Raw genomic sequence first — 18,604 nt, 5'->3', positions numbered from 1 at the left:
ATGCGCATAGGAGCACACGTCCGCCAGGACGAAGATCCGATCGGATACGGCGAAACGCTCGGCGCCGACGTCATCCAGATGTTCCTCACGGACCCACAGAAATGGGAGAAGCCGCCGACGCATCCGCGGACCGACGAGATCCGGAACAGCCCCATCGACGTCGTCGTGCACTCGTCGTACGTGATCAACGTGGCCAGCCTCAACAACCGGCTCCGGATGCCGTCCCGCAACGCCGTCGCGCAGCAGGCCCAGGCCGCCGCCGACATCGGCGCATTCGGGCTGGTGGTCCACGGCGGCCACGTCCGCGACGGCGAGGACGTGAACGCGGGGATCGTCAACTGGCGCAAACTCTTCGAACGCCAGGCAGACAAGGGCGGATTCCCCGTCCCATCCTGATCGAGAACACCGCAGGCGGCGACTTCGCGATGGCACGGCACTTCGACGCCATCGACCGGCTGTGGCAGGAGGTCGGCGATTTCGGCGCCGGATTCTGCCTCGACACCTGTCACGCGTGGGCGGGCGGTGAGGAACTGGTGGGTGTCGTCGAACGCATCAAGGCCATCACCGGACGCATCGACCTGGTGCACCTCAACAACTCCCGCGACGAGTTCAACTCGGCCCGCGACCGGCACGCCAATCTCGCCGACGGAACCATCGACGCCGAACTGCTCGCCGAGGTCGTGCGCACCGCCGACGCGCCCGTCGTCCTCGAGACACCGGCGGAGGGGCTGGCCGAGGACCTCGCGTACCTGCGGGAAACCGTAGGTTAGTCGCCCAGCCGGCCGGTCAGCCTGCGGTACCGCTCCTCGCTGACGGGATTCAGCCCCTCCACCGTGACGTCGGTGCCGCGACTCGCGTACTTGGTGGTGATGCCGTCGAGCGCGGCCACGGTGGACGCGTCCCAGATGGTGGCGCCCGACAGATCGATCACGACGCGGCCGGGGTCGTCGGCGTAGTCGAACGAGAACACGAGGTCGTTGGACGAGGCGAAGAAGAGCTGACCGCTCACCCGGTACGTCTTCACGTCGCCGTCGAGTTCGCCGCGCACGTCCACCATGTGGGCCACCCGGCGCGCGAACAGAACCATCGCCACCAGCACGCCGACACCGACACCGATCGCAAGATTGTCCGTGGCCAGGGTGCCCGCCACGGTGCTGAGCATCACCATCGTCTCGCTCAGCGGCATCCGCCGGAGCGTGCGGACGCTGTGCCAGTCGAAGGTCGTGGCGGCCACCAGAACCATCACGGCGACGAGCGCCGCCATCGGAATGGTCCCCACCACGTCGCCGAGCCCGACCACGAGAATCAGCAGAAACGCACCGGACAGGAACGTCGACAACCGGGTTCGCGCGCCGCCGGTCTTGACGTTGATGATGGTCTGCCCGATCAGTGCGCACCCGCCCATGCCGCCGAAGAGCCCGGTCACGATGTTCGCGACGCCCTGGCCCCACGACTCCCGCGTCTTGTCCGAATGTGTGTCGGTGACGGAGTCCACGAGTTTGGCGCTCATCAATGATTCGAGCAGTCCGACGACGGCCATCGCCAGCGCGAACGGGGCGACGATCTTCAGGGTGTCGACCGTGAGCGGAACGTCCGGCAGCCCGATCAGGGTCGGCAGTCCGTCGGGCAGTTCCCCCTGGTCCCCGACGGTGGGCACCGCGACACCGGTGAGGACGGTGAACGCGGTGAGACCGACGATCACCAGCAGCGGGGCGGGCACCGCGGTGGTCAGCTTCGGGATCCACACGAGCAGCGCCAGACCGGCGGCGAGGAGCGCGTACACCGCCCATGGCACGTTCGTCAGATACGGAAACTGGTGAACGAAGATGAGGACCCCCAGCGCGTTGCAGAACCCGACCATCACGCTGCGAGGCAGGAACCGCATGAGACGCGCGACCCCGAGGACGGCGAGGAGGATCTGCATCGCACCGCCGAGGAAGACGGCGGCAATGAGGTACTGCAATCCGTGTGATGCCATGAGCGGGGCCAGCACCAGCGACACCGAACCGGTGGCCGCGGAGATCATCGCGGGACGTCCGCCGGTGAACGCGATGGTCATCGCCATGATCGCGGCGGTGAACAAGCCGACCCGGGGATCGACCCCCACGATGATGGAGAACGACAGCGCCTCCGGGATGAGGGCCATCGCCACGACGAGCGCGGACAACGACTCGATACGAAAAACCGTCGGATGCAGCCACACCGGCCGTCGGAGAGCGAGAGAAGGCACGACGCGACAAACCTACTTCCTGAGGAGACCCGAAGATCCTATCCGGGTAGCGTTCGACCAGTACGGTTAGCTGATCCGCCGACAGAGGAGGAACCCCGTGCGACGCACACTTCCGGCCGTCCTGATCACCGTCCTGACCGCGCTGTCGCTGGCCGGGTGTGGGAACTCCGACTCGGGGCCGGTCATCGACCAGGTTCGCGAGGCCGGGGTCCTGAAGGTCGGCACCGAGGGCACGTACACACCGTTCAGCTACCAGGGCCCGGACGGTCAGCTCACCGGGTACGACGTGGATGTCATCCGCGCGGTCGGTGACAAACTCGGCGTCTCCGTCGAGTTCACGCAGACTCCGTGGGACTCGATCTTCGCGGGCCTCGAAGCGAAACGCTACGACCTCGTCGCCAACCAGGTGACCGTCAACGACGAACGCAGCCAGAAGTACGACCTGTCGACGCCGTACACCTACTCCGAGGGTGTGATCGTCACCCGCGCCGACGACAACTCGATCACCTCGCTCGCCGACCTGAACGGCAAGACGACGGCGCAGTCCGCGACGAGCAACTGGGCGCAGGTCGCCAGGGATGCGGGCGCGAACGTCGAATCCGTCGAGGGCTTCGTGCAGGCCATCACGCTGCTCAAGGACGGCCGCGTCGATGCCACCGTCAACGATAATCTGGCCGTCGCCGAATACCAGAAGCAGACGAACGACACCGGTGTGAAGGTGGCCGCCGAGACCGGTGACACGAGCGAGCAGGCGTTCGCGGCCCGCAAGGACAGCGGTCTGATGCCCGACATCGACAAGGCCCTGGACGAACTGCGCGCCGACGGAACGCTCGCCCAGATCTCGCAAAAGTACTTCGGCACCGACGTCTCGGTACCGACCAACTGAGAGCCTGCCTGTGGACGACGCAACAGTCCAGCTGATTCTGGACAACCTGTGGCCGATGCTGAAGGCCACCGTCACCATGACGATTCCGTTGACGATCATCAGCTTCAGCATCGGACTCGTCATCGCTTTGCTGGTGGCGCTCGCCCGGATCTCGTCGATCAGACCGTTGTCGGTGATCGCCCGGTTCTACGTCTCCATCATCCGCGGCACGCCGCTTCTGGTGCAGTTGTTCATCGTGTTCTACGCGCTGCCCCAGTTCGGCGTGGTTCTCGACCCCTTCCCGGCGGCCGTGATCGCGTTCAGCCTCAACGTCGGCGGGTACGCCGCCGAGGTGATCCGGTCGGCGATCCTGTCGATCCCCAAGGGGCAGTGGGAAGCCGCGCAGACCATCGGGATGGGGTATACCACCACATTGCAGCGGATCGTCCTGCCGCAGGCCGCACGGGTCGCGGTGCCGCCGCTGTCGAACACGCTGATCTCACTGGTGAAGGACACCTCGCTGGCGTCGACGATCCTGGTGACCGAACTGCTGCGCGTCGCCCAGCTCGCGGCCGCGCCCACCTTCGACTTCTTCGCCCTGTACAGCGTCGCTGCCCTGTACTACTGGGTGATCTGCATCTTCCTGTCGGCCATCCAGGGCCGGCTCGAAGCCCGACTCGACAGGTATGTAGCCACATGACCGACACCTCTCCCCTGCTTCAGGTATCCGGCGTCGAGAAGTCGTTCGGCGACCATCACGTCCTGCGCGACATCAGCTTCGACGTCGGGGCAGGAACGGTGACCGTCATCATCGGGCCGTCGGGCTCCGGCAAGACGACGGTGTTGCGCACCCTCAACGCCCTCGACCTCGCGGACCGCGGGACGATCTCCATCGGCGACGTGTCCGTGGACTTCGGCGCCGATGTGGACCGGTCGACTTTGACCAGGTTCCGCGGGCAGAGCGGCATGGTGTTCCAGTCCCACAACCTGTTTCCGCACAAGACGGTGATCCAGAACGTGACCGAGGGCCCGATCGTGGTGCAGAAGCGCCCCAAGGACGAGGCGCGCGCGGACGCGATGCGGTTGCTCACCCAGGTCGGCTTGGCGGAGAAGGCGGACCAGTACCCGTACCAGCTGTCGGGGGGTCAGCAGCAAAGGGTCGGTATCGCCCGGGCGCTCGCTCTGAAGCCGAAACTGATGTTGTTCGACGAGCCCACCTCCGCACTCGACCCCGAACTGGTCGGCGAGGTGTTGCGCGTGATCCGGGATCTCGCGACCGAGGGCTGGACGATGGTGATCGTCACCCACGAGATCCGGTTCGCGCAGCAGGTGGCCGACCAGGTGTTGTTCGTCGACAACGGGGTCGTACTCGAACGCGGCACACCGAAAGACGTACTCGCCAATCCGACCGGGCCGAGACTGCGTCAGTTCCTGCACCGCATCCTCGACCCGCTGTGAACGGTCAGCGCAGGGATTTCTCCATCAGCACCACGCTCGGCCACTCCACCTCGAAGTCCCTGCGACCCACCAGGAAAAAACCCTGCTCCTCGTAGTAGTCCCGGAGCCGGGCGTTGGTTTCGACGCATTCGAGCCGGACGACGGACGCCTCTTCGGAGCGGGCGTGCTCGTCGACCCAACGGAGCAACTGGGCGCCGAGTCCGGCGCTGGCGTGCCGGCGGTCGGTCATGACGCGGGCCACGTAGGCGGCCGGAATGTCGTCCTCGATCCACACGTCCGGGTCGGACCGGAGCACCCGCAGCGCCCCCACCACGATGCCCGCGAACAGTGCGACGCGCCATTCCCCGGACTCGATCTGTTCACGAACGTCGGCGAGCGACACCTCGCCCCGGGCGGGTGCGTCGAGTTCCCTGGCCAGGATCCAATCCTCGGCGTCCCAGTGCATCTGAACGATGTCTTCAGCCTGCTCGAGTACTGCCCGCTCCACGGTGACCGCCATGCACACACAGTAACCACCCAGCGGCAAAAACAAACCACCGCTGTACCCGTGTCGATCTGCCATGATGTGACTGGAGTTACAGTTACATTCTGGGACAGTTACCTCAGGCGGTGGTAGCGATGAAGCTGTTTCGTGCAGTGGTCCTGATGACACTGTCCACCTGCGCAGCCGCGTATGTCTGCGCCCATCCCCCACGGGTGTCCGCCCAGCCCCTGGGGACCGAATCCATTCTCCCGTCCCCCATTCTGGACGACGACTTCTTCGCGTGGCCGCCGAACGTCGCGGAGTTCGGTGCCGGCGAGATCATTCGCTCACGGGAAGTGACGCTCCGGGCGTTCCCGAACACGCTGGTGCCGCACCGCGCCCACCAGATCATGGTGCGTTCCAACGATTCCAAGGACCGCCCCGTGCCGGTGACCGCGACGGTCCTGGTGCCGACCGCGGCGTGGACGGAGACGGGACAGAGACCGGTGGTCGACTACAACATGCCCATCGACTCCCTGGGCGCCCGGTGCACCCCGTCCTACAAGATGGTGCACGACTGGCAGACCCTGGACCTGGACATCCCACCGGTGCTGTCGCTGTTCCTCGCGAAGAACTACGCGGTGCTCGTGCCCGACCACCAGGGACCGCGGATGGCGTACAGCGCGGGACGAATGGCGGGTCATGCCGTGCTCGACAGCATTCGCGGCATGAAGCGGCTGCCCGGCCTCGGGCTCTCGGACAGTCCGGTCGTCGCGACGGGTTACAGCGGCGGTGCGATCGCCACCGGCTGGGCAGCGCAACTGCAACCGTCATACGCGCCGGACATCGAACTCGCCGGCGCCGCCGCGGGCGGGATACCCGCCGATTTCGGTTTGCTGCACAGGACCATGAACGGCCAGCTCGGTTCGGGTCTGTACCTGTCCGCCGTCCTCGGGCTCGCCCGCGAGTATCCGGAAATGCTGACATTGGCGAATCCACTCGGTGTGCTGCTGGCGACGTCCCCGCTGAAGGACCAGTGCATCCTGGCGCTCGCGCCGGCCGGGATCGCATTGCTTCCCGCCGAACTGTTCGCCGTACCCGACCCGTTCGGCAATCCCACCGCCCGAAAATTGGTCGCCGAGAACAGGATGGGCGCGCTCACCCCGGCCACGCCGGTGCTGCTCTATCACGGGTCGTCGCGGGTGTTCCTCGGCGACGAGTGGATTCCGGAGGAAGGGGTGATCGCTCTGCAGCAGGAATGGTGCGGCGGTGGCGGCGACGTCGCCTACGCCCCGCAGTTCGGCGAGCACCTCACCGCGGCCGTGTTCGCGTTGCCCGAGGTGGTGCGCTGGATCGACGAGCGACTGGCCGGGGCGCCGGCACCTGCGGGGTGCCGTTGACGGTCATCCGTGCACGTGCGGCAGCAGCAGATCGGCCTGACCGACCTCGACGACCCGCGCCTCGTCGAGCCACTTCGCGGTCTGCTCCCGTGCCCGTGTGATCAGCTCGTCGGCGTCGCCGAAGTCGGCGGGACTCGTGTCCAGCGGGCACAGCGGGGGCACCACCCGGATGTCGGCGGCGCTCTCGTACCGCTCGATGTCGAGGGCGAGCCGCTGATTGATCGCGAGGGTCACACCGACCAGTCCCATACCCAGGGCACTTCCGGGGACCTTCGACAGTGTGCACGCATATCCGGTGGGGAGCACCCACACGGTCGTGGCCCCCAGTTCGATCGCGTGGGAGATGGGCGTGTTGTTGACGACCCCACCGTCCATCAGCGCGCGGCCGTCGATCACCACGGGTGGGAGGATGCCGGGCAGCGCCGCGCTGGCGGTGACGGCGTCGACGGCCGGTCCCGTCGACAACCGGACGTCCTTGCCGGTCAGCACGTCGGCGGCGATGACGTGCAGCGGGGTGGGTGCGTCCTCCATCCGCTCGAACCGGAGATTCTGCTCCAGCAGCCTCCGGATGGAGCGGTTGGACACCAGGTGGTTACGGAGGCCGACGAAACCGGTGAATCCGGTGAGCAATCCGGTGGGGAACACCGCACTGCGGGTGAGACCGCGCCACAGGTCGGCGAGTTCACGCAGGTCTGCGTCGGAGGAGCCGCCGGCGAGCCAGGCGCCGTTGAGCGCGCCGACGGACGTGCCGACGATGAGGTCCGGCCGAATTCCTCTCCCGACGAGGGTCTGCAACATGCCGACCTCGATGGCCCCGAGGCTCGCCCCGCCCGACAGAACGAAAGCTGTTGTCATGCCGCCACCGTAGCGGGTCAGCCCCGCCGGTACAGGCTCGCGATGTCGTCGGCGAAGCGCTCGGTCACCACGCGACGCTTGATCTTCAGGGTGGCGGTCAATTCCCCGTCGGCCTCCGTGAGGTCGCGGCCGAGGACGACGAACCGCTTGATCGACTCCGTGTGCGACACGGTGGTGTTTGCGTCGTCCACCGCGTCCTGCAGATCCCCGCGCAGCTCCTCGTCGTCGCGGAGGTCCGCGACCGTGGCGTCGGACGGCTTGCCGTGCGCGGACTTCCACTTGTCGAATTCCTGCGGATCGACGGTCAGCAGGGCACCGACGAACGGGCGGCCGTCCCCCACCACCACGGCCTGCGAGACGAGGGTGTGCGAGCGCAGCCGGTCTTCGAGGGGTCCCGGCGACACATTCTTGCCGCCTGCGGTGATCAGCAGATCCTTCTTGCGGCCGGTGATGGTGAGGTAGCCCTCGTCGTCCAGGTCGCCGAGGTCGCCGGTGCGGAACCAGCCGTCGTCCAGCACTTCCCGGGTGGCGTGTTCGTTGCGCCAGTAGCCGCCGAACACGACGCCGCCGCGCAGTTCGATCTCACCGTCCTCGGCGATGCGCACACTGTTGCCGCTCAGGGGCTGGCCGACCGTCCCGATCTTCTGGACACCGGGGACGTTCACGCAGTGCGCGGCAGTCGATTCGGTGAGACCGTAGCCCTCGTAGACCGGAACTCCCATGCCGCGGAAGAAATGACCGAGCCTCGGCATGAGCGCCCCGCCACCCGAGATCGCCCACCAGCAGTCGCCGCCCAGGGCGGCACGGAGTTTCGCGTAGACGAGCTTGTCGGCGAGCGCACGCTCGAGCCGGAGCCGCAGCGACGGACCACCCGCGTCCTGGGCTTCGCTGTACGCCACCGCCGTGGCCTCGGCGAAGTCGAAGATCCGTTTCTGCAGGCCGCCCGCCGACGACGCCTTGCGCGCCGCACCGTCCCGCACCTTCTCGAACACGCGGGGAACACCGAGAATGGTGTTGGGCCGGAACCGTTCGAATTCGCCCGTGACCGTGCCGAAGTCGGACCAGTGCGCCTGAATCGCGCCGGCCTCGAACATCGCCAGCGACACCGCGCGCGCCAGCACGTGTGCCAGTGGAAGAAACGTCAGGACCCGGTTGCCCGGCCGGGCGACGTCACCGATCGGTGCCGCGAGCAACGCCCGCACCTCCGACAGGAAGTTCCGGTGGGTGAGGATGCAGCCCTTGGGACGGCCCGTGGTCCCGGACGTGTACACGAGCGAGGCGAGATCGTTGGCGGTCAGCGCCACCACGCGTTTGAACACCTCGGAATCGTCGATCGACAATCCGTCCTTGATGAGCGTGCCCACCGCGTCCTCGTCGATGGTGAGGATCCGCTTCAGCGTGTAGGGGATTCCGTCGCCCGCGAAACTCGACGCGTGGGCCGGCGTCTCCACGAGCGCGGCGACGGCCCCCGAATCCTCGATGATCCACCGGATCTGGTCGTGCGAGGACGAGTCGTAGATCGGAACGGACGCGGCGCCCGCCGCCCAGATCGCGTAGTCGAGCAGCGACCATTCGAATCTCGTCGACGACAGCAGTGCCACGCGGTCGCCGGGCTGGACACCGTTGGCGATCAAACCCTTCGCGACCCCGACGACGAGCGCGCCGAAGTCCTTGGCCGTCACGTCGACCCATCCGCCGGACTCCGGGCGGGTGTACATCACCCGATCCGGATGGCTCTCGGCGTGCGCGAACACCCTCAGCACGGCGTTCTCGTGGTCGGAGACGGTGAACGTCGGGGCGCTGGTGTACTCACGCACGGGTGTCGTCTCCGATGCTGTCACGGTCTGTGTCGCCGCCCTGGCGGAATTTCCGGAGGTGCCGGGCGAACGCGGCGATTTCGCCGTCCGACCACGAGGCGACCCGGTCGCGTACTTCCTCCACACGGCGTGCGTCGGCGCCGGCCAGCACCGCGACCCCGCCGTCGGTGAGGCTCAGCGGGTGACCGCTGCGGAGCGGTCCCGGCTCGGCGTGCACCCATCCCTCGTCGATGCAGCCCCGGAGTTGACGCGACACGGTGGAGCGGTGCACGCCGAATGCGTCCGAGATCTGGGTGGCCCGGCATCCCGGATTGCGGGCGACGAAGGAGAGCAGCGAATGTTGAGCGAACGTCGGGGATCCGACGGGAGGGCGGTCACCGGCAACCAGTTGACGGACGAGGCGGACGAGTTCGTCATGGACGGCCACCACGCCCGATGCGGGCGTTTCCTCCGGCTCGACCTCGTTGTGTTGCACACCGCAACTGTATCCGACCACTCTGGCCTCGACCACCCGCACCTCGATTCCCGTTGTCGTTTGCTCGACTCACGTTCTGCCCATACTGCTATCGATGCTCCGGAAATTCATTCGGCCGGAGACGTCACACGGTCACAATTGGAGAACGCTTTCCGTCCACCGCTACCGGCCGGACAACGGGCGCCGTCAGAAATCCGTTGCGGGCGCGGGCCCGTCGATGCACTCTGTCCGCATGCTGATCAGACGCGAGAATCCGGGCGACATCGACGCGGTTGCGGCGGTGCACCGGCAGGCGTTCGACGGTGACGCTCCCCTCGAGGTCGGCCTCGTGACCCGGTTGCGCTCGAGCCACGCGTGGGTTCCGCAGCTGTCCCTCGTCGCCGAAGTGGCGGGGTCCGTCGCCGGTCATGTGTGCCTGACCCGCGCGACAGTCGACTCCACGGACGTACTCGCGCTCGGCCCGATCGGCGTGCTCCCCGGCCTCCAGCGCGATGGCGTGGGTTCGGCACTGATGCACGCCGCGCTCGGCGGAGCCGACGCCAGGGACGAACCCCTGGTGGCACTGCTCGGTCACCTCGACTACTACCCGCGGTTCGGCTTCGTCTCCGGAACGTCGGTCGGGATCGAGCCGGACCAGCCCTCGTGGTCGTCCCACTTCCAGGTTCGCCTGCTCGCTCGCTGGGATCCGAGCATGTCCGGCACGTTCAGGTACGCCGCGCCCTTCTACGACCTGTGAGCTCGTATCCGCTGGTAGTTTGAGGTGGCACGTGTCATGGGGGTGAGCGGGAACCGAGGTAGGAAACGATGGAGCACGCGGCCGAGGGCGCCGGAACAGCCGGGCCTGTGGATGCGTCCGTCACGACGACCATCGTCCGCCGGGTCCTTCCCGGCTGCGACGAGGAATTCGCCGATTGGATCCAGACCGGACTCGGGCTCGCCCGGCTGTTTCCCGGATTCCTCGGCGGAGGATGGCTCAAGGAGAGCAGCACCTCGGATGTCTGCGTGATCGTGCTGAAGTTCGAAACCCAAGCCGCGCTGGACAACTGGTTGACGTCTTCACTGCGGAACGGGTGGCTGAGGACCGGCGGGAACATCGCGGTCGAGGAACCGGACGAGCCGGCGTCGGACGTGGAGAGCCTGTTCGAACGCCCTCGCCGCCGGACTGCCGACGGCCGCGATCAGGCGGACTCGCCCGGGATCTGCGCACCGGACGGCATCCCCTCTCCCAAATAGGTCTGGTAGAACGGCCGCCAGTCCGCGGACGCATCTCCACGGTGACCGGGCGCGTCGGACCCGTCGAGGTGCCGGTCGAGGTCGGCGAGGCAGACACTCCACCCGGCGGCATTCCTGGCCGCAGTGTTGCGGACCTCGAGAACGTTGACGAGCGTCAGGGCGCACCCGTCCGCGGTCGGCTCGACCTCGAAGTGGATCTCGTCCCCGCCCCACGTGAACGCGAGCGTGCACGGGGCGCCGTAGACGAGGACCGTCCCCGTCTCCGGGTCGCTGTGCGGTTCCGGAAAGAACTCGATGTCGCCACCGGCGTAGGTGTCGAGGCGGACCCGTGACGGAAACCACTGTGCAAGCTCGTCCGGCTCGGACACCGCCTCCCACAGCCTCTGGACGGGAAACGGGTACGTGCACCGGAACCGCACGGCGGGACGACCCTTGAACTCGAAATACCTTCCGTGGATCACCGGCCCACTCCCTCGCTGTCGTACCTGACGACAGCTTGACACGGGAGACCGACGTCCACACCGAAGTTGGGCCACAATTCCGGCCACCCTCCTCCCTTCCTGTCGGACAACTCCCCTACGGTGACGGAGTGACGTCGCCTTGGTCGGAGGGACAGGTCGCATCGGTCGCGCCCGATGCCGGCTCGCTCGCTGCCGCAGGAAAGCTGTCGGCCGCGTGGTCGGAGACGGGCAGCAACGGCGGCGCGCTCTGGGGACTGTGCCAGGGCAGCGGCAAGAGCCCCTATCGATCGGTCGTCGACCTGTCCGGGCCGGCGTACAACTGCTCGTGCCCGAGCCGGAAATTTCCCTGCAAACACACGCTCGGCCTGCTGCTGATCTGGTCGCGGGGCCGGGTCCCGGAGCAGTCCGAACCGCCCCCGTTCGCGGCGGAATGGCTCAGCCGCAGGGCCGGGCGGGCAGCCGCTCCGGCGGCTCCGGCCACCAAGACGGCCGGTGTGAAGGCCACCGAACGCCGGGCCGAGCGGGTGACGGCGGGCCTCGACGAACTCGACCTGTGGCTCACCGACCAGATCCGCGGCGGGCTCGGCGCAGCCGACATCTCGGCATCCGCGTTCGACGCCATCGCGGCCCGGATGGTCGACGCCCAGGCGCCCGGCGTCGCGTCCGCCCTGCGTCGCCTGCCGATCGTCGTGGCCACTCGAGCAGACTGGCCGGACCGGTTGCTCCGCGAGTACGCCAGGCTGCACCTTCTCGTCGTCGCCCATCGCCGCCTGAGCGAACTACCGGAACCCCTGCAGGCGTCGGTGCGCGCGCACGTGGGATACCCGGTGGCCACCGACAGCGTGCGCAGCGAGCCGGGAGTCCGCGACCGGTGGATGGTCCTGGGAATGCAGACTACCGAGGAGAAGCGCCTCTTCACCCGCAAGGTGTGGTTGATCGGCCGCGACCACGGTCGCCGCGCGATCCTCCTGGACTTCGCGCACGGCTCCGCGAACTTCTCCACAGTGGTCCCGCCGCTCGGATCGCTCGTCGACGCCACCCTGCACTTCTACCCCGGCGCCGCACCGCTGCGCGCCCAGTTCGGCGACGTCCACGAGACCCCCGAACCGTTCACCACCGTCGCACCGAGCGACATCGACACCGCTCTCGACCACTTCGCCGCCGCGGTCGGAGCCGACCCGTGGGTCCGCTCGTGGCCGGCTCTGCTCACCGGCGTCACCCCGGCATTCGACGACGGACACTGGTTCGTCGTCGACGCGCAGGGGCGCGCGTTGCCGCTGTCCGGCGAAGACCCGGTCCTGTGGCGGCTCCTCGGAATGTCCGGCGGCCGTCCCGTCACCGTGTTCGGTGAGTGGAACAGCGAATCGCTGGTTCCCGTGTCCGTGTTCGATCGCGGCGACGTGTACCCACTCGGGGCCGGTACACCCTCGGCCGTGGGGAGTAGGCGATGAGCGAACTCCTGTCCGCAGCCCTGCTCGGCACGGCACGGACCGTCCCGTCGTTCGAGGATCTGGCCACCGGTGAACTGGCACACTCGGTCAGCGGCGATCCGGCGGAGACTCTGCTGGGCGCCGCCGCCCTCGAGAACGCGTACCGCGACGGCGGGGTCGCCGCCTCCGCGCGCGTGCTGCCCGCACCCGCCGAGGACGATCCGAGACTGCAGTTGCCACCCGGGTCCGCGTCGCATCTCATGCAGTTGCTCGCGGCCAAGTCGTGGACGCTCACCGAGTGGTTCGCGGTCGTGGCCGAGCGGGATTACCGCGCGCCGGATCATCTCGTCGCCGACCTGATGACCTCGGCCCGCACCAACGACACCCACCGCGAGAGCATTCTCCGACTGGTGGGTTCCCGCGGCCAGTGGCTCGCCGCGCAGAACCCGGACTGGTCGATGCTGGTCCGCCGGTCCGATCGCACCGACGTGTGGACACACGGCGCACACCAGGAACGACTGCAATGGCTCACGACCATGCGGGCGGTGAACCCGGCGATCGCGATGGCCGAATTGAGCCGCACCTGGGATTCCGAACGGGGCGAGCACCGGGCGGCGTTCATCGCCGTTCTGGGAACGGGGCTGAGTGACGCCGACTCCGCCTTGCTCGAGCACGCACTCGACGACCGGCGGAAAGAGGTGCGCCAGCAGGCGGTCCAGTTGCTGCGGCAGCTGCCGAACTCCGCATACGCCGGGCGAATGGCCGCTCGCGCCCGGGCATGGGTGCGGGTGGAGAAGAAGCCGCTGCGTACCCGTCTCGTGGTGAACATGCCCGGTTCCCTGGACGATTCGGCCCGTCGCGACGGCATCGAGGACGTCCACTTCAAGAACAAGGGAATCCGCAGCTGGTGGTTGCGGATGGTGGTCACCGCAGCCCCCTTGTCGGTGTGGGAAGGCATGATCGGCTCCGCCTCCACCGCGTTGGAGATCCGGATCGAAGACCAGTGGCGGGAGGTGATGATGGAGGCGTGGACCACCGCCACTGTGCTGCAACGCAATCCGCGCTGGGCGTCGGCTCTGCTGCACCGCGAAGGGCGGAAGACCGAACGTCGCGTCGTACCGATCGTCCCCGCCCGCGAACGCCTCGCATACATCCTGTCGGGTCGCGCCGACTCCTACCTGCTGGGCGTCGACGGCGCCGCACTGTTCGACGGTCTGCCCCATCCCTGGCCGCTCGACCTGGCCGAGCGGGTGATCGCTCGCCTCGAGGACGTCGCCGGGCGGCACGCCGAGACCGGCAAGGACCTCGGGCAGTTCTCCCGGCACAGCCACTACTCGACCCTCCGCAGCGCCGAGACGCACTTCCCGTTCGCTGCGGCGCCGATTCTCCGAGCAGCCGCCGAACGCACCCGCGATCCCGGCTGGCACCAGGCATTCGCCACTGTCGCCACCAACATCGACCACCGCAGAACAGTCCTGAAGGAGCTCGAGTGACCGAGATCGCGGCCGCCCAGGCCGACCTGCTACGACCCCACGCCGAGCAGGCCTACGCCGACGAACTCGCCGCCCTCGCCGCGCACGACACCCGGCCCCGGCCACCGTCGTGGAAATTGTCTCCGTGGGCGGTCGTGACGTACCTGCTCGGCGGCGAACTCGACGACGGCACCGTCATCACCCCCAAGTACGTCGGTCCCCGCCGGCTCATCGAAGTGGCCGTCGCGACGCTCGCGACCGATCGCGCGTTGCTCCTGCTCGGTGTCCCCGGAACCGCCAAGACGTGGGTGTCCGAACACCTGTCGGCGGCGGTCTCCGGCGAGTCGACCCTGCTCGTCCAGGGAACGTCGGGGACACCGGAGGAGGCCATCCGGTACGGCTGGAACTACGCGAGGCTTCTCGCCGAGGGCCCGACAGAGGGCGCACTCGTTCCGTCCCCCGTCATGACGGCCATGCAGGGCGGGCGGATCGCACGGGTCGAAGAGCTCACCCGCATTCCCGCCGATGTGCAGGATGCACTCATCACCGTGCTGTCGGAGAAGACGCTGCCCATCCCCGAACTGGGCACCGAGGTGCAGGCCGCCAAGGGTTTCAACCTGATCGCCACCGCGAACGACCGCGACCGCGGGGTCAACGAACTGTCCTCCGCGTTGCGCAGGCGGTTCAACACGGTGGTCCTGCCCCTGCCCGCCAACGAGGAGGACGAGGTCGCCATCGTCGCGCGGCGCGTCGAGCAACTCGGGTCCTCGCTGGAACTGCCGGAAATCCCGGCGACCGTCGACGAGATCCGGCGTGTGGTCACCGTGTTCCGCGAACTCCGGTCGGGCGTCACCGGCGACGGCCGCACCACACTGAAGTCGCCGTCCGGAACGCTGTCGACGGCGGAGGCGATCTCGGTCGTCACCAACGGACTCGCCCTCGCGGCGCACTTCGGCGACGGGGTGCTCCGTCCGTCCGACGTCGCCGCCGGCATCCTCGGGTCGGTGCTGAAGGACCCGGTGGCCGACAAGGTCGTGTGGACCGAATACCTCGAGGCCGTGGTCCGCGAACGGGAGGACTGGGCCGACTTCTACCGGGCGTGCCGCGAGGTCACCGGGTGAACTCCGACGTCCGTGTCTTCGGCATCCGCCACCACGGGCCCGGTTCGGCACGATCGGTGCGTCGCGCGCTCGACGAATTCGTCCCCGACGCCGTCCTCATCGAAGGGCCCGCGGACGCCGATCCGCTGGTCGCGTTGACTGCCTCCGACACCATGGAACCTCCGGTGGCCCTGCTCGCGTATGCCACCGGGGAGCCCAGGACGGCGGCGTTCTGGCCGTTCGCCGTGTTCTCCCCGGAGTGGCAGGCGCTGTCGTGGGCGGCCGGGCGCGGTGTCGACGTCCGCTTCTGCGACCTTCCGGCCGCCAACACCCTCGCCGCCGACGACTCCGACCCCCGCTCCGAGGATCCGCTGACCCAGTTGGCCGCCGCGGCGGGCTACGACGACACCGAACGCTGGTGGGACGCCGTCATCGAATCAGGTTCGGGCCCCGACTCGTTCGACGCGATCACCGAGGCCATGACCGCGCTGCGGGACACCGTCGAACTCGACGAACCCACCAGCAGGCGCGAGGCGTACATGCGCCAGACGCTGCGGAAGGTGATCAAGGGCGGCGCCCAGCGGATCGCGGTGGTGTGCGGCGCCTGGCACGCCCCGGCACTCGCCGGACCTCTCGGACCGGCCACCGCGGACGCGCGAATCCTCAAGGGAATCCCCAAGATCAAGACCTCGCTGACGTGGGTGCCGTGGACGCACTCACGACTGTCCGCGGCGTCGGGGTACGGCGCCGGGATCACGTCCCCCGGCTGGTATCACCACCTGTTCACCGCACCGGACCGCACGATCACCCGATGGCTCACCAAGGTCGCGCGGGTGCTGCGGGACGAGGACCTTCCGGTATCGAGTGCGCATGTCATCGAATCCGTCCGTCTCGCAGACACGTTGGCAGCGATGCGCGCGCGGCCGCTGGCCGGTCTCTCCGAGGTCACCGAGGCCACCCGCGCCGTGATGTGCGACGGCGACGACGTCCTGCTCGACCTCATCACGCGGCGACTCGTCGTCGGCGAGGCTCTCGGCACCGTCCCGGACGACACCCCGACGGTGCCCCTCGACGCCGACCTGCGGGCGCGGGCGAAGACCCTGCGGCTCAAGCAGCAGGCCACCGAGAAGACCATCGACCTCGACCTGCGCCGAGACAACGACGTCGCGCGGTCCCGGCTCCTGCACCGCCTGCAGATCCTCGGTGTCGGCTGGGGCACCCCGGCCGACAGCGACGTCCGCGGTACCGGCACGTTCCGCGAGACGTGGTCCCTCACCTGGAAACCCGAACTGGCGGTGTCGATCATCGAGGCGTCGCTGTGGGGCACCACCGTCGAGGCCGCGGCGACAGCGAAGGTGCGCGAGGAGGCCTCGTCCGGTGACGTCTCCCTCGCCCGGCTCACCGGGCTGCTCGAGCAGGCCCTGCTGTCGGATCTCGGAGATGCGCTGGTCGAGTTGCTGCGCGCGCTGGAGACCGCGGCCACGCTCGACCACGACGTGATGCACCTGATGGATGCCCTGCCCGCGCTCACCCGCACGCTGCGATACGGCGACGTCCGCGGCACCGACGTCTCGTCCCTCACCCGCGTCACCGACAGCCTGCTCGTCCGCATCTGCGCGGGACTGCCCTCGGCGCTGTCGGGTCTGGACGACGACAGCGCACTCGACCTGCGCCGCGCCGTCGACGACGTCCATGCGGCGGTGATGCTGCGCGACGACGATCGTGCGTCGGCGCGGTGGCTCGGCACGCTCGCCGGCCTCGTCGACCGCAGCGACGTGAACGGCCTCGTGATCGGACGCATGGTCCGATTGCTCCGCGACGCAGGCACCGTCAGCGAAACCGAGTCCGCCACCCGACTGTCGCGGGCGCTGTCCGTCGGCGCCGATCCCTCCGCCAAGGCGGGGTGGGTGGACGGCTTCCTCGGCGGCGGAGGTCTGCTGCTGGTCCACGACCGGCAGCTGCTGCGACTGCTCGACGGCTGGGTGTCGGGACTGCGCGAGCAGGACTTCGTCGACGTGCTGCCATTGCTGCGGCGCACGTTCGGCGGCTTCGAAACCGGGGAACGCCGGGCGATCGGGCAGTCCGTGGAGGGCGGGTCCACGGAAGATGCCCGCGCCGAGATCGACGCTCGTCGGGGCACGATCGCGGTCCGGACCGTCGCGGACATTCTGGGGGTGACATCGTGACCGAAGACGCGGAGCGGCTCCGACGGTGGCGGCTGCTGCTCGGCAACGCCGCCGAGGAGTCCACCGGCGGTCTCGCGTCCAAGACGGACACCGCGATGGACGGCGCTCTGGCCGCCCTGTACGACACCAGCAGCGAAGGGTCGAAGAGCCGCCGTCGCGGCGCGGGTCTCGGCGGATCGGCGCCGAAGGTCGCCCGCTGGCTCGGCGACATCCGCACCTACTTCCCGAGCAGCGTCGTGCAGGTGATGCAGAAGGACGCCATCGACCGACTCGGCCTCACCCAGCTGCTCCTCGAACCCGAGCTGCTCGACGCCGTCGAACCGGACGTCCACCTCGTCGGCACGCTACTGAGCCTGAACCGGGTGATGCCCGAGACCAGCAAGGCCACCGCCCGGATGGTCGTCGAGAAAGTGGTCCGGGAGGTGGAGGAACGGATCGCGCAGAAGACCAGGACCGCCGTCACCGGTGCCCTGAACCGGTCGGCCCGCATCACCAACCCCAAGTACCGCGACATCGACTGGAATCGCACCATCCGCGCCAACCTCGCGCACTACCTGCCCGAATACAAGACGGTGGTGCCGGAGCGACTGCTCGGATACGGCCGCCGATCGCAGGCCGTGCACCGCGACGTCGTCCTCGCCATCGACCAGTCCGGGTCGATGGCGTCGAGCGTCGTGTATGCGTCCGTGTTCGGCGCGGTGCTCGCCTCGATGCGGGCGCTGAAGACGTCGCTGGTCGTGTTCGACACGGCGGTCGTCGACCTCACCGACAAGCTGTCCGATCCGGTCGACGTGCTGTTCGGCACGCAACTCGGCGGCGGCACCGACATCAACCGGGCCATCGCCTACAGCCAGTCACTGATCGACAGGCCGACGGAATCGCTGTTCGTGCTGATCTCGGACCTGTACGAGGGCGGGATCCGCGCGGAGATGCTGCGGCGGATGGCGGCGATGAAGAACGCAGGCGTCCAGGTGGTTGTTCTGCTGGCACTGTCCGACGACGGCGCCCCGTCGTTCGATCACGACAATGCGGCGGCCCTGGGTCGGCTCGGCATTCCCGCGTTCGCCTGCACACCGGACAAGTTCCCGGAACTGCTGGCGCTCGCACTGGAACGCGGCGATATCGGCAGGTGGGCCGACAGTCTCCGGACGGAATGACC

General features: G+C 68.3%; 17 protein-coding genes and 1 pseudogene. 12 read left to right on the top strand and 6 right to left on the bottom strand.

The features are described from left to right. Nucleotides 1-770: pseudogene (locus QM806_RS08565) on the top strand (deoxyribonuclease IV). Here the strand turns inward: QM806_RS08565 and QM806_RS08560 are convergent. Next, nucleotides 767-2,230 carry a SulP family inorganic anion transporter gene (locus QM806_RS08560; RefSeq protein ID WP_043788853.1) on the bottom strand — a complete coding sequence of 488 codons (1,464 nt, stop codon included), beginning with the start codon at nucleotides 2,228-2,230 and terminating at the stop codon, nucleotides 767-769. The pseudogene QM806_RS08565 and the gene QM806_RS08560 sit on opposite strands and share 4 nt — an antisense overlap. Before the next feature lie 97 nt (nucleotides 2,231-2,327). On the opposite strand from QM806_RS08560, the gene QM806_RS08555 reads away from it, so the two are divergent. Genes QM806_RS08555 through QM806_RS08545 form a run of 3 tightly spaced genes read left to right on the top strand, consistent with a single transcriptional unit; the run spans nucleotide 2,328 to nucleotide 4,553 of the window. Beyond that, entirely contained in the window at nucleotides 2,328-3,116 is a 789-nt protein-coding gene (locus QM806_RS08555) for an amino acid ABC transporter substrate-binding protein (RefSeq protein WP_005258089.1), read from the top strand. 10 nt (nucleotides 3,117-3,126) lie between these two features. Continuing rightward, on the top strand, nucleotides 3,127-3,795 hold the full coding sequence (locus QM806_RS08550) for an amino acid ABC transporter permease (RefSeq protein WP_005258090.1): 669 nt from the start codon (nucleotides 3,127-3,129) through the stop codon (nucleotides 3,793-3,795). Then, entirely contained in the window at nucleotides 3,792-4,553 is a 762-nt protein-coding gene (locus QM806_RS08545; RefSeq protein ID WP_005258097.1) for an amino acid ABC transporter ATP-binding protein, read from the top strand. The genes QM806_RS08550 and QM806_RS08545 overlap by 4 nt, the downstream gene beginning before the upstream one ends. A 4-nt stretch (nucleotides 4,554-4,557) precedes the next feature. On the opposite strand, the gene QM806_RS08540 is transcribed toward QM806_RS08545, so the two are convergent. After that, nucleotides 4,558-5,052: a GNAT family N-acetyltransferase gene (locus QM806_RS08540; protein WP_005258099.1), complete on the bottom strand. Its 495-nt coding sequence runs from the start codon at nucleotides 5,050-5,052 to the stop codon at nucleotides 4,558-4,560. Between the two features lie 119 nt (nucleotides 5,053-5,171). On the opposite strand from QM806_RS08540, the gene QM806_RS08535 reads away from it, so the two are divergent. Next, the gene (locus QM806_RS08535; RefSeq protein ID WP_283291039.1) at nucleotides 5,172-6,416 is read left to right on the top strand and encodes a lipase family protein; all 1,245 of its coding nucleotides are present in this window, start codon (nucleotides 5,172-5,174) and stop codon (nucleotides 6,414-6,416) included. Nucleotides 6,417-6,419: 3 nt separating this feature from the next. Here QM806_RS08535 and QM806_RS08530 read toward each other — a convergent pair whose 3' ends face one another. From QM806_RS08530 to QM806_RS08520, 3 genes are read right to left on the bottom strand one after another with little or no spacing between them, the layout of a single operon-like run. Continuing rightward, a complete protein-coding gene (locus tag QM806_RS08530; protein WP_265146300.1) occupies nucleotides 6,420-7,271 on the bottom strand; it encodes a patatin-like phospholipase family protein in 852 nt (283 codons plus the stop codon). 17 nt (nucleotides 7,272-7,288) lie between these two features. Beyond that, a complete protein-coding gene (locus QM806_RS08525) occupies nucleotides 7,289-9,088 on the bottom strand; it encodes an AMP-dependent synthetase/ligase (protein WP_065492001.1) in 1,800 nt (599 codons plus the stop codon). Further along, on the bottom strand, nucleotides 9,081-9,605 hold the full coding sequence (locus tag QM806_RS08520; RefSeq protein ID WP_007298026.1) for a MarR family winged helix-turn-helix transcriptional regulator: 525 nt from the start codon (nucleotides 9,603-9,605) through the stop codon (nucleotides 9,081-9,083). Before QM806_RS08520 ends, QM806_RS08525 begins: the two co-directional genes overlap by 8 nt. Nucleotides 9,606-9,795: 190 nt before the next feature. Here QM806_RS08520 and QM806_RS08515 point away from each other — a divergent pair, with 190 nt between their 5' ends. Together QM806_RS08515 and QM806_RS08510 are read left to right on the top strand one after the other, a co-directional pair. Then, nucleotides 9,796-10,299, top strand: a complete 504-nt coding sequence (locus QM806_RS08515; RefSeq protein ID WP_007298027.1) for a GNAT family N-acetyltransferase — start codon at nucleotides 9,796-9,798, stop codon at nucleotides 10,297-10,299. Nucleotides 10,300-10,367: 68 nt separating this feature from the next. Next, nucleotides 10,368-10,796 carry an antibiotic biosynthesis monooxygenase gene (locus QM806_RS08510; protein WP_005564878.1) on the top strand — a complete coding sequence of 143 codons (429 nt, stop codon included), beginning with the start codon at nucleotides 10,368-10,370 and terminating at the stop codon, nucleotides 10,794-10,796. On the opposite strand, the gene QM806_RS08505 is transcribed toward QM806_RS08510, so the two are convergent. Beyond that, nucleotides 10,742-11,257 (bottom strand): SRPBCC family protein, encoded by a 516-nt coding sequence (locus tag QM806_RS08505; RefSeq protein ID WP_005564877.1) that lies wholly within the window; start codon nucleotides 11,255-11,257, stop codon nucleotides 10,742-10,744. The genes QM806_RS08510 and QM806_RS08505 overlap by 55 nt on opposite strands. Before the next feature lie 128 nt (nucleotides 11,258-11,385). On the opposite strand from QM806_RS08505, the gene QM806_RS08500 reads away from it, so the two are divergent. Genes QM806_RS08500 through QM806_RS08480 form a run of 5 tightly spaced genes read left to right on the top strand, consistent with a single transcriptional unit; the run spans nucleotide 11,386 to nucleotide 18,602 of the window. After that, on the top strand, nucleotides 11,386-12,708 hold the full coding sequence (locus tag QM806_RS08500) for an SWIM zinc finger family protein (protein WP_065492003.1): 1,323 nt from the start codon (nucleotides 11,386-11,388) through the stop codon (nucleotides 12,706-12,708). Further along, complete coding sequence (locus QM806_RS08495; protein WP_054245455.1) at nucleotides 12,705-14,180, top strand: DUF5691 domain-containing protein; 1,476 nt, start codon at nucleotides 12,705-12,707, stop codon at nucleotides 14,178-14,180. Before QM806_RS08500 ends, QM806_RS08495 begins: the two co-directional genes overlap by 4 nt. Further along, nucleotides 14,177-15,280 (top strand): ATP-binding protein, encoded by a 1,104-nt coding sequence (locus tag QM806_RS08490; RefSeq protein WP_005564872.1) that lies wholly within the window; start codon nucleotides 14,177-14,179, stop codon nucleotides 15,278-15,280. Before QM806_RS08495 ends, QM806_RS08490 begins: the two co-directional genes overlap by 4 nt. After that, nucleotides 15,277-17,445, top strand: coding sequence for a DUF5682 family protein (locus tag QM806_RS08485; RefSeq protein ID WP_169692698.1), 2,169 nt, complete (start codon nucleotides 15,277-15,279; stop codon nucleotides 17,443-17,445). Before QM806_RS08490 ends, QM806_RS08485 begins: the two co-directional genes overlap by 4 nt. Further along, entirely contained in the window at nucleotides 17,442-18,602 is a 1,161-nt protein-coding gene (locus QM806_RS08480; protein ID WP_169692697.1) for a VWA domain-containing protein, read from the top strand. Before QM806_RS08485 ends, QM806_RS08480 begins: the two co-directional genes overlap by 4 nt. Nucleotides 18,603-18,604 lie beyond the last annotated feature (2 nt).

This window comes from Rhodococcus sp. IEGM 1351 (assembly GCF_030056875.1).
GTDB lineage: Bacteria > Actinomycetota > Actinomycetes > Mycobacteriales > Mycobacteriaceae > Rhodococcus_F > Rhodococcus_F opacus.
Note: the sequence above shows the minus strand (reverse complement) of the source record. Positions and strands in the feature narration are given on the sequence as shown.

Bases quoted from the DNA above. Each gene is read 5' to 3' on its own strand.
- QM806_RS08545 (WP_005258097.1), top strand. From the start codon at position 3,792: ATGACCGACACCTCTCCCCTGCTTCAGGTATCCGGCGTCGAGAAGTCG.
- QM806_RS08540 (WP_005258099.1), bottom strand. From the start codon at position 5,052: ATGGCGGTCACCGTGGAGCGGGCAGTACTCGAGCAGGCTGAAGACATC.
- QM806_RS08535 (WP_283291039.1), top strand. From the start codon at position 5,172: ATGAAGCTGTTTCGTGCAGTGGTCCTGATGACACTGTCCACCTGCGCA.
- QM806_RS08530 (WP_265146300.1), bottom strand. From the start codon at position 7,271: ATGACAACAGCTTTCGTTCTGTCGGGCGGGGCGAGCCTCGGGGCCATC.
- QM806_RS08515 (WP_007298027.1), top strand. From the start codon at position 9,796: ATGCTGATCAGACGCGAGAATCCGGGCGACATCGACGCGGTTGCGGCG.
- QM806_RS08510 (WP_005564878.1), top strand. From the start codon at position 10,368: ATGGAGCACGCGGCCGAGGGCGCCGGAACAGCCGGGCCTGTGGATGCG.
- QM806_RS08495 (WP_054245455.1), top strand. From the start codon at position 12,705: ATGAGCGAACTCCTGTCCGCAGCCCTGCTCGGCACGGCACGGACCGTC.